At 69.3% G+C, this 9,117-nt stretch carries 7 protein-coding genes; 6 read left to right on the top strand and 1 reads right to left on the bottom strand.

Annotated elements, in window-relative coordinates; all coding sequences use genetic code 11:
• Nucleotides 1-30: 30 nt before the first annotated feature.
• The 6 genes from yajC (at nucleotide 31) to JW364_RS19060 (ending at nucleotide 8,305) form a co-directional block, all read left to right on the top strand.
• Entirely contained in the window at nucleotides 31-414 is a 384-nt protein-coding gene (gene yajC / locus JW364_RS19035; RefSeq protein ID WP_205334113.1) for a preprotein translocase subunit YajC, read from the top strand.
• 248 nt (nucleotides 415-662) lie between these two features.
• Complete coding sequence (gene secD, locus JW364_RS19040; RefSeq protein WP_307814811.1) at nucleotides 663-2,288, top strand: protein translocase subunit SecD; 1,626 nt, start codon at nucleotides 663-665, stop codon at nucleotides 2,286-2,288.
• Nucleotides 2,285-3,478, top strand: coding sequence for a protein translocase subunit SecF (secF, locus tag JW364_RS19045; RefSeq protein WP_137808773.1), 1,194 nt, complete (start codon nucleotides 2,285-2,287; stop codon nucleotides 3,476-3,478). Before secD ends, secF begins: the two co-directional genes overlap by 4 nt.
• A 10-nt stretch (nucleotides 3,479-3,488) precedes the next feature.
• Nucleotides 3,489-5,222 (top strand): ABC transporter substrate-binding protein, encoded by a 1,734-nt coding sequence (locus JW364_RS19050; protein WP_205334111.1) that lies wholly within the window; start codon nucleotides 3,489-3,491, stop codon nucleotides 5,220-5,222.
• A gap of 16 nt (nucleotides 5,223-5,238) precedes the next feature.
• Complete coding sequence (locus JW364_RS19055; RefSeq protein ID WP_159371898.1) at nucleotides 5,239-5,814, top strand: adenine phosphoribosyltransferase; 576 nt, start codon at nucleotides 5,239-5,241, stop codon at nucleotides 5,812-5,814.
• A 106-nt stretch (nucleotides 5,815-5,920) separates the two neighbouring features.
• Nucleotides 5,921-8,305 carry a bifunctional (p)ppGpp synthetase/guanosine-3',5'-bis(diphosphate) 3'-pyrophosphohydrolase gene (locus JW364_RS19060; RefSeq protein WP_205334110.1) on the top strand — a complete coding sequence of 795 codons (2,385 nt, stop codon included), beginning with the start codon at nucleotides 5,921-5,923 and terminating at the stop codon, nucleotides 8,303-8,305.
• Nucleotides 8,306-8,632: 327 nt separating this feature from the next.
• Here the strand turns inward: JW364_RS19060 and JW364_RS19065 are convergent.
• Nucleotides 8,633-9,117, bottom strand: a 485-nt coding sequence (locus tag JW364_RS19065) for a transposase (protein ID WP_205334530.1), incomplete at its 5' end; no start/stop codon positions are given.

Raw genomic sequence — 9,117 nt, forward strand, 5'->3', positions numbered from 1 at the left:
CACTGATACCCAAAGGACTGACTCGCACTCATGGACGCTCTGCTCTTCCCGCTTCTGCTCGCCCTGCTGGCCGGCTTCATGTTCTTGTCGATGCGGAAGCAGAAGAAGCGTGTGGCCGAGATGCAGGAGATGCAGAACTCGGTGTCCACCGGTACCCGCGTCCAGCTGACCTCGGGTCTCTTCGGCACCGTGATCGACGCGAGCTCGCCCGACGTCGTCGATGTCGAGATCGCCACCGGCGTGGTCACCCGCTGGAACCGGCTGGCCGTCATGCGCGTCGTCCCGACGGATGAGGCCGCGGCCACCTACGCCGGCCACGTCGCCCCGGAGATCGAGTCCGACGACTACAACGACGCCGACTCGGTCAGCCTGGACAAGCCCGCCACCGACGACGCGCGCGACAACGACAAGTAAGCCGCATCCGCGCCGCGTCGATCCACGACGCGGCGCGCCCATCCGTCTGCACCGCCTCCGACGCGTTTCCGGCGTGTCCCGGCCAGGAGTGGACGATGGGTCATGCCGGTCGGGCTGCTCGTCGGCCGGTTGACGCTCTCAAGGAGACCTGAACAGCTGTGACAACTCCCTCTCGGACTTCGGGGAAGGGCCGGACTGCAGGGAAGCGGTCGCGACCGGCTCGAGAGATCCCGCCGTGGCGTCCGCTCGTGGCCTTCATCGGCCTGCTCGCGGTCGTCTACGGACTGATCTTCTTCACCGGACCCCAGACCATCGAACCGAAGCTCGGTATCGACCTCCAGGGCGGTACGCGCGTCACGCTGACCGCGCGGACCGAGGACGGTCAGGCGGCGACCCGAGAGCAGCTCGATCAGGCCAAGCAGATCATCGAGCAGCGCGTGAACGGGCTCGGCGTCTCCGGTTCCGAGGTCGTCGTCAGCGGTGACAACCTGATCATCACGGTCCCCGGCCAGGACGGCGCGCAGGCCAAGTCACTCGGCCAGACGGCGCGCCTGTACGTCCGACCGGTCGTCGGGCAGCCGGCCATGGCGACTCCGCAACCGCCGAAGCCCGAGAGTGCCGACGATCAGGCCGACGCCCTGCCCACCGAGGCCGCGGCAGCCGCCATCGACGAGCAGCGCAAGCTCCGTCAGGCGCCGGGGAACGCGACCCCGCAGCAGCTCGAGGCACTCCAGCAGCAGATGGCGAAGATGGACTGCTCGCCGACGGCCAACGACCCGCTGCTGGGCAACGACCGCCCCGATCAGTACCTCGTGGCCTGCTCGACGGACGGCTCGGAGGTCTACCTCCTCGGCCCGGAGATCATCGACGGTCGCGACATCAAGAACGCGAACGCCGGTACCGATCCGCAGACCGGCGAATGGGTGGTGACCCTCGAATTCGAGGGTGAGGCCGCCAGCTTCTGGCCCAGGTACACCGCCGAGCAGGCGCCCAACCGGACCCAGACCGCCTTCACGCTCGACTCGCGCGTCGTCTCGGCGCCGGCGATCAACGAGCCCATCCCGGGCGGTCAGACCCGGATCAGCGGCGGTAGCGCCAGTCCGTTCACCGAGTCGTCGTCGAACGAACTCGCCAACGTGCTGAAGTACGGCTCGCTGCCGTTGTCGTTCACCGCCTCCGACGCCGAGACGATCTCGGCGACACTGGGTCTCGCGTCGCTGCAGGCCGGTCTGATCGCCGGACTGGTGGGCCTGGTCGCGGTGTTCATCTACGCCCTGGCCTACTACCGCATGCTCGGCATCCTGACGGTGCTGTCGCTCGTCCTCGCCGGGGCCATGGTGTACGGCATCATCGTGCTGCTCGGTCGCTGGATCGGGTTCACCCTCGACCTCGCCGGCATCGCGGGTCTGATCATCGGTATCGGTATGACCGCCGACTCGTTCGTCGTCTACTTCGAACGAATCAAGGACGAGATGCGCGAGGGGCGCAGCTTCCGGTCCGCGGTGCCCCGCGGTTGGGCGAGCGCGCGCCGCACGATCTGGTCCGGCAATGCGGTGAGCTTCATCGCCGCCGCGGTCATCTACATCCTGGCGATCGGTGAGGTCCGCGGCTTCGCGTTCACACTGGGTCTCACCACGATCCTCGACGTCATGGTCGTGTTCCTGGTCACCCACCCGCTGGTCGTCTATGCGAGCCGTTCGACGTTCCTGTCGAAGCCGAGCGTCAACGGACTCGGGGCGATCAGCGAGGTCGCCCGCCAGCGTCGCGTCGCCGCGCACCGGCAAGCGGGTGCGGCCACCGCCGGCACGTCTGCGTCGCCGACGGACGCCGACGACACCACTGACGCCACTCGGGAGAAGGGGACCGTGCGATGACCGGGCCGGACAACAAGGCAACCGGCGACTCGGCCGTCCTCGACGCCGACAAGGCGCAGCCCGGCGCGGACGCCGACTTCGTCGCCGATCGCAACCGCTCGTTCCTGTCCCGGCTCTACACCGGTACCGGTGCCTTCGAGATCGTCGGGCGCCGCCGCATGTGGTACGGCGTCACCGCGGCGATCCTGCTCATCTGCCTGGCCTCGATCGGAATCCGCGGCTTCACCCTCGGGATCGACTTCGAGGGCGGCACCCAGATGTCGGTACCGGTCGTCTCCTCCGATATCACCGCGGAGTCCGTCGAAGAAGTTGTCACCGCGACCCTCGGCGAGGCGCCCGAATCGGTACAGACCGCGGGAGCCGGTGGCAGCCAGACGGTCCAGGTGCGCACCGAGACCCTCGATCTCGCCCAGGCGGAGTCGGTGACGCGCGCGCTCGCCGACGAATTCGGTCCCGAACTCGCGCCCGCCGAGGTGAGCATCTCGGATGTGAGCTCGACGTGGGGCAGCGAGATAACCGAGCGCATGCTGATCGCGCTGGCCGTGTTCCTGGTCATCGTCTTCGTCTACATCGCGGTGCGATTCGACCGGGAGATGTCCATCGCGGCGATGGGGTCGCTGTTCTTCGACCTGATCGTGACCGCCGGTATCTACTCGCTCGTCGGGTGGGAGGTCACCCCGGCGACCGTCATCGGCCTGCTCACCATCCTCGGCTTCTCGATCTACGACACGGTGGTCGTGTTCGACAAGATCTCCGAGAACACCCGCTCGGTGCTCCAGACCACCCGGCGCACCTACGCCGAACAGGCCAACCTGGGTGTGAACCAGACCCTCATGCGATCGATCAACACCACCGTCATCTCGGTGCTGCCGATCATCGCGTTGATGGTCATCGCGGTCTGGCTGCTCGGCGTCGGAACGCTCAAGGATCTCGGGCTAATTCAGCTCGTCGGTGTCCTCGTCGGTACGTTCTCGTCGGTCTTCCTCGCCGCGCCGCTCCTGGCGACACTGAAGGAACGTCGCCCCGACATCGGCCGGCACACCGAGAAGGTCCTCCGGCGTCGCGCCGGGCTCCCGTCCGACGAGCCGCGGCCGGTCCGGACGCGCCGAGGGGCGTCCGCCGGGGCAGCAGTCGACACCGACGACGCGGACCGCGCGGTCCCGACCGGCAAACGCCGTCGCAACCGCTAGTCTCTGCGACGTGAGCGTTGGACGCCGGGAGTTCGTCAGGGTCCTGAGCCTCCTCGTCGGGCTCGTCACGGTCGCCGGGCTGGTGACGGCCTGCGGCGACGACGCGCCGCCGACGATCGACTACGTGGTCGACGCGCGGATCACGACCTACAACGCGAACACGGTGGGCGGCAACGCCGATGGCGTCCTCATGGCGACCACCCGGCTGCTGCCCGGCTTCAGTCTGCTGGGCCCCGCCGGCCAGGTCATCCCGGATCGCGACGTCGGCACGGTCACCCAGGTGCCCGGCCGCGTGCCGACCCTGCGGTATGACTTCAACCCCGGGGCGACCTTCTCCGACGGGGTGGCGCTCGACTGCGACGACCTCGTGCTCGCCTGGGCGGCGATGAGCGGCCGGTTGCCCGGCTTCACCCCGGCGACCACCGCCGGGTATCGCGACATCGACGCAGTCGACTGCGCGGCCGGCGACAAGAGCGCGACTGTCACCTTCGCGCCCGGACGGGAGTACCGGAACTGGCTCTCGCTCTTCGGCGCCGGGGCGATGATGCCGGCGCATGTGGTGGCCCGCGTGGCGGGCCTCTCCGACGTCATCGACCCGATCCGGGCGATGGACCGGGCCGCCGTCGGACGCATCGCGGACGCATGGAACACCGGCTTCGATCTGACGTTCGGACCGGTCGATCACGCGCACTATCCGGCGTCGGGTCCGTATCGCATCGACCGGTACTCGCGCTCCGGCGGACTCGTCCTGGTGCCCAACGACAAGTGGTGGGGCGACAAGCCGGAGACCTCGCGCATCGTCGTCTGGGGGCGCGGGACCGACGCGACCCGCCGGCTCCCCGACGGGCGGTTCGACGTCGTCGACGTGACGGCCGGCCTCGTCGACGGTGACATCGCCGGTTCGGCGGGGGCCGCCGGGCCGTCCTCGCCGGCGCGCGCGCTGGGCGTCGAGGAACTCGTCCTGGCCGGCCGCGGCTTGTTCGGCGATGTCCGGATGCGCCGGGCGTTCGCCTCGTGCGTCCCGCGAGCCGACCTCGCGCGCGACTTCGGCGCCGGCGCGCAGGTCTGGAATCTCCGGGTGCTCTCCCCGGCAGACAATCTGGCCGCACAGATGAACACCGAATTCGGCCAGGCCTATCAGCGGCCGGACATCGAACGAGCGCGCGGACTCGTCCGGGCGGCCACCGGGCAGGGCGCGGTACAGGACCCGGCCGGCGGCGAGGCGGCCGGTTCGGAGGTCGCGCTGCGACCGCGGACGGTACGCATCGGCTACGTCGCACCGACTCCACGGTGGCAGCAGATGACCGCGGCGATCGCGGCGTCGTGCCGCGCCGCCGGGATCGTCGTCGAGGACGCGTCCTCACCCGAGCTGCGACCCGACGCGCTCGGCCGCGACGTCGACGCACTCATCGTCGCCGGGGGCGCGTCATTCGCCGCGGCCGGTGCCGCCGACCCGAGCCGGGACGCCTACGCGTTGCGCGGCGGAGACCCGTTGAACCTGTCCGGCATCCGGGAGCCGATGGTGAGTCGGGGAGTGGATCAGCTCGCGACGACCGTCTCGGCGCCCGACCGACTCCGTCTGGCCCGGTCCATCGAGAACGCGACCTGGGCGACGATGCCGTCGGTGCCCCTCTTCGCGGCGCCGCGGATACGGCAGTGGAAGGATCGGGTGGGCAACGTGGTGGCCGGTCTCGGCCGCGACGGCACCGGATGGAACATGGATCGGTGGACGATCCGTGGCTGAGCAGGGGAGTGAAGCGATGGGTGGTGTCGTGCCCGACCGTACGGCGGAGGCGGTCTCGCGAGCGCAGGCGGCGATCGCCGAACACGCTCGCCTCGTCGACGACTTCCCGGCTCCCGGAATCGCTTTCAAGGACCTGACACCGGTCCTCGCGGACCCGGAAGGGCTGTCGACGATCGTCACCGCGCTGACCCATGGCTGTTCGTCGATTGACCTCGTGGCCGGCATCGACGCCCGCGGGTTCCTGCTGGGCGGCGCGGTCGCGCGTGAGCTCCAGGTCGGGGTGCTGGCGGTCCGCAAGGGCGGCAAGCTGCCGCCGCCGGTCCTCGCCATCGACTACAGCCTCGAATACGGACAGGCCACGCTCGAGATCCCGGCCGACGGCCTCGACCTCACCGGCCGGCGTGTCCTGCTCGTCGACGATGTGCTCGCCACCGGCGGGACGGCGGTCGCCGCAGCCGAACTGCTCCACCGTGCGGGTGCGCACGTCGTCGGGGTCGCGGTGATCATGGAACTCGCGGGTCTCGGCGGCCGGGACACGATCGCCCGCGGCCTCGGACCGGACGTTCCCGTTCATGCGGTCGCGCTGGACTGACGGCGTCGACCCGGTCATGGGCGGGCGCGACTAGAATCGGCTGAGCCCGCCCGGCAGGCCGGACGGGTCACCGTATGCCGACAGACAACCGTGAGGAGGACCGCTGATGCCCGATGAATCCGACACGGCGCAGCGTGGCGTGAATCCCGCGGGCACCCCGGACGCCGGCGCGACGTCGGCCGAGACCGTCGACCGGCCGAACGCACCGGCCGCGGTCGGCTCCATCCAGCCGGGTGCGTCGGCCTCACGCCGGGTGCGCGCCCGCCTCGCGCGCCGCATGACCGCGACCCGCAGCCAGGTCCGGCCGGTCCTCGAACCGCTGGTCACCCTGCACCGCGAGATCTACCCGAAGGCCGACGTGGCGTTGCTGCAGCGCGCCTACGACGTCGCCGACGAACGGCACAGCGGCCAGAAGCGCAAGTCCGGCGATCCCTACATCACCCATCCGCTGGCGGTCGCCACGATCCTCGCCGATCTGGGCATGGACACCACCACACTCATCGCGGCGCTGCTGCACGACACGGTCGAGGACACCGGCTACTCCCTGCAGGCGCTGGAGAAGGACTTCGGACCCGAGGTCGCACACCTCGTCGACGGCGTGACCAAGCTCGACAAGGTCGCCCTCGGCAGCGCCGCGGAGGCCGAGACCATCCGCAAGATGATCATCGCGATGGCGCGCGATCCGCGCGTTCTCGTCATCAAGGTCGCCGACCGGTTGCACAACATGCGCACGATGCGCTTCCTGCCGCCGGAGAAGCAGGCGCGCAAGGCTCGCGAGACCCTGGAAGTCATTGCGCCACTTGCTCATCGACTCGGCATGGCGACGGTCAAATGGGAACTCGAGGACTTGTCGTTCGCGATCCTGCATCCCAAGCGCTACGAGGAGATCGTGCGGCTGGTCGCCGACCGCGCTCCGTCCCGCGACACATATCTCGCGCGGGTGCGCGCCGACATCAACAACGCGCTGGCCGGGGCGCGTATCAACGCCACCGTGGAGGGGCGGCCCAAGCACTACTGGTCGATCTATCAGAAGATGATCGTCAAGGGCCGCGACTTCGACGACATCCACGACCTCGTCGGGATGCGCATCCTCTGCGAGGAGGACCGCGACTGCTACGCCGCCGTCGGTGTCGTGCACTCGCTGTGGCAACCCATGGCCGGGCGCTTCAAGGACTACATCGCCCAGCCGCGGTTCGGCGTCTACATGTCGCTGCACACCACCGTGATCGGACCCGAGGGCAAACCGCTCGAGGTGCAGATCCGCACGCACGAGATGCACCGCACGGCCGAGTTCGGGATCGCCGCGCACTGGCGCTACAAGGAGAACGGCTACCGCAAGTCGGGCAAGAAGTCCGACACCGCCGAGATCGACGACATGGCCTGGATGCGCCAGCTGCTCGACTGGCAGCGGGAGGCCGCGGACCCGGGCGAGTTCCTGGAGTCGCTGCGCTACGACCTCGCCGTGCGCGAGATCTTCGTGTTCACCCCGAAGGGCGACGTCATCACGCTGCCCGCCGGGTCGACCCCGGTCGACTTCGCCTACGCGGTCCACACCGAGGTCGGGCACCGCTGTATCGGCGCGCGCGTCAACGGTCGGCTGGTCGCGCTCGAGCGCACGCTCGAGAACGGCGAGGTGGTGGAGGTGTTCACCTCCAAGGCGCCGACCGCGGGTCCGTCGAAGGACTGGCAGACGTTCGTGGTCTCGCCGCGCGCCAAGGCCAAGATCCGGCAGTGGTTCGCCAAGGAGCGACGCGAGGAGGCCCTCGAGGCCGGCAAGGACGCGATCGCCAAGGAGGTCCGCCGCGGCGGGCTCCCGCTCCAGCGGCTCCTCAGCGCGGAATCGATGTCGGCGATCGCCCGCGAGTTGCGCTACACCGACGTCACCGCGCTCTATACCGCGGTCGGTGAGAACCATGTCTCCGCACGGCATGTCGTCAACCGGCTGGTCGCCTCACTGGGTGGCATCGAGGACGCCGAAGAGGCGATCGCCGAGCGGTCGACGCCGTCGACGATGCCGACCCGGGCACGTCAGGGCGGCGACGCGGGCGTCATGGTCGACGGCATCGACAACGTCGTGATCAAACTCGCCAAGTGCTGCACCCCGGTGCCCGGCGACGACATCCTCGGTTTCGTCACCCGCGGCGGCGGGATCAGCGTGCACCGCACCGACTGCACCAACGCCGAATCGCTTCGGCAGCAAGAGGAACGAATTCTCGACGTGTCCTGGGCCCCGTCGCCGGAATCGGTGTTCCTGGTGGCGATCCAGGTGGAGGCGCTCGACCGGCACCGGCTGCTGTCGGACGTGACCAAGGTGCTCGCCGACGAACGCGTCAACATCCTGTCCGCGTCGGTGACGACGAGCCGGGACCGGGTGGCCATCAGCAAGTTCACGTTCGAGATGGGCGACCCGAAGCACCTCGGGCACGTGCTCAACGTGGTGCGCAACGTCGAAGGCGTCTACGACGTCTACCGGGTGACCTCGGCGGCGTGATCGGGAGGCTCTGTTCTGATTCGCCAGCCCACTCCCTCTGCTCCCTGAGCAGCCTATGAGGGTTTGTGTCAACAGGGTCCTGTGGTGGGTGTGGGCGTGGGTGTTCGGCCCGGCGGCCGGTTGGCGTGTCGGGATGGGTGCGTGGTGGGGGGTTCGGGTTGGCCGGGGTCGTGCCTGGCGCGGGCTCTACCTAGCGTTCAAACGGGTTGCTACCCAACAGCCTTCATTCGAGCTTGGTTCGCGCCGGGGGTGGGGACTGCTCAGGCTCAGGGTCGGGCTTGGGTGCCCAAGGTGCAGCGAGCTTGTCCCGGCCGGAGGGTTTAGGGGTCAGGCGGCGGTCCTTTCGGCGGGTCGGGTACGGCCGGCAGCGATGTCGGGGTTCCAGGCAGTGTTGGTGGTGATGACGACGAACAGTTGCCGCAATAGGGCGGCAGCGATCGCGACCCGGGCCTGGTTGGGGTTGAGCTGGTTGGTGTCTCGGCTGGTCAGGTGGCGGTAGCGGGCGGCGTAGACCTCGTTGTGGGTGAGCGCGGCGAATGCCGCCCGCCAGGCGGCGACCCGCAACAAGGGCCGGCCACGCCCGCTGATGCGGGTGGTGCCGCGGTAGTTGCCGGAGGAGTTCTCCCGCGGGCACAGTCCGGCGTGTTTGACCACCGCGCGTGCGGAATCGAAGCGGGTCAGGTCCCCGGTTTCGGCGAGGATCGCCGCGACCGAGACCGCCGAAACCCCCGGGATGGACTCGGCGAGGGCGCGTAGGCCCAGCCCGGTGAGGACCTCGATCATGAGGTGTTCGACCTGCTCGCAGGCGGTGC

The organism is Gordonia sp. BP-119, from assembly GCF_016924115.1.
GTDB lineage: Bacteria > Actinomycetota > Actinomycetes > Mycobacteriales > Mycobacteriaceae > Gordonia > Gordonia hongkongensis.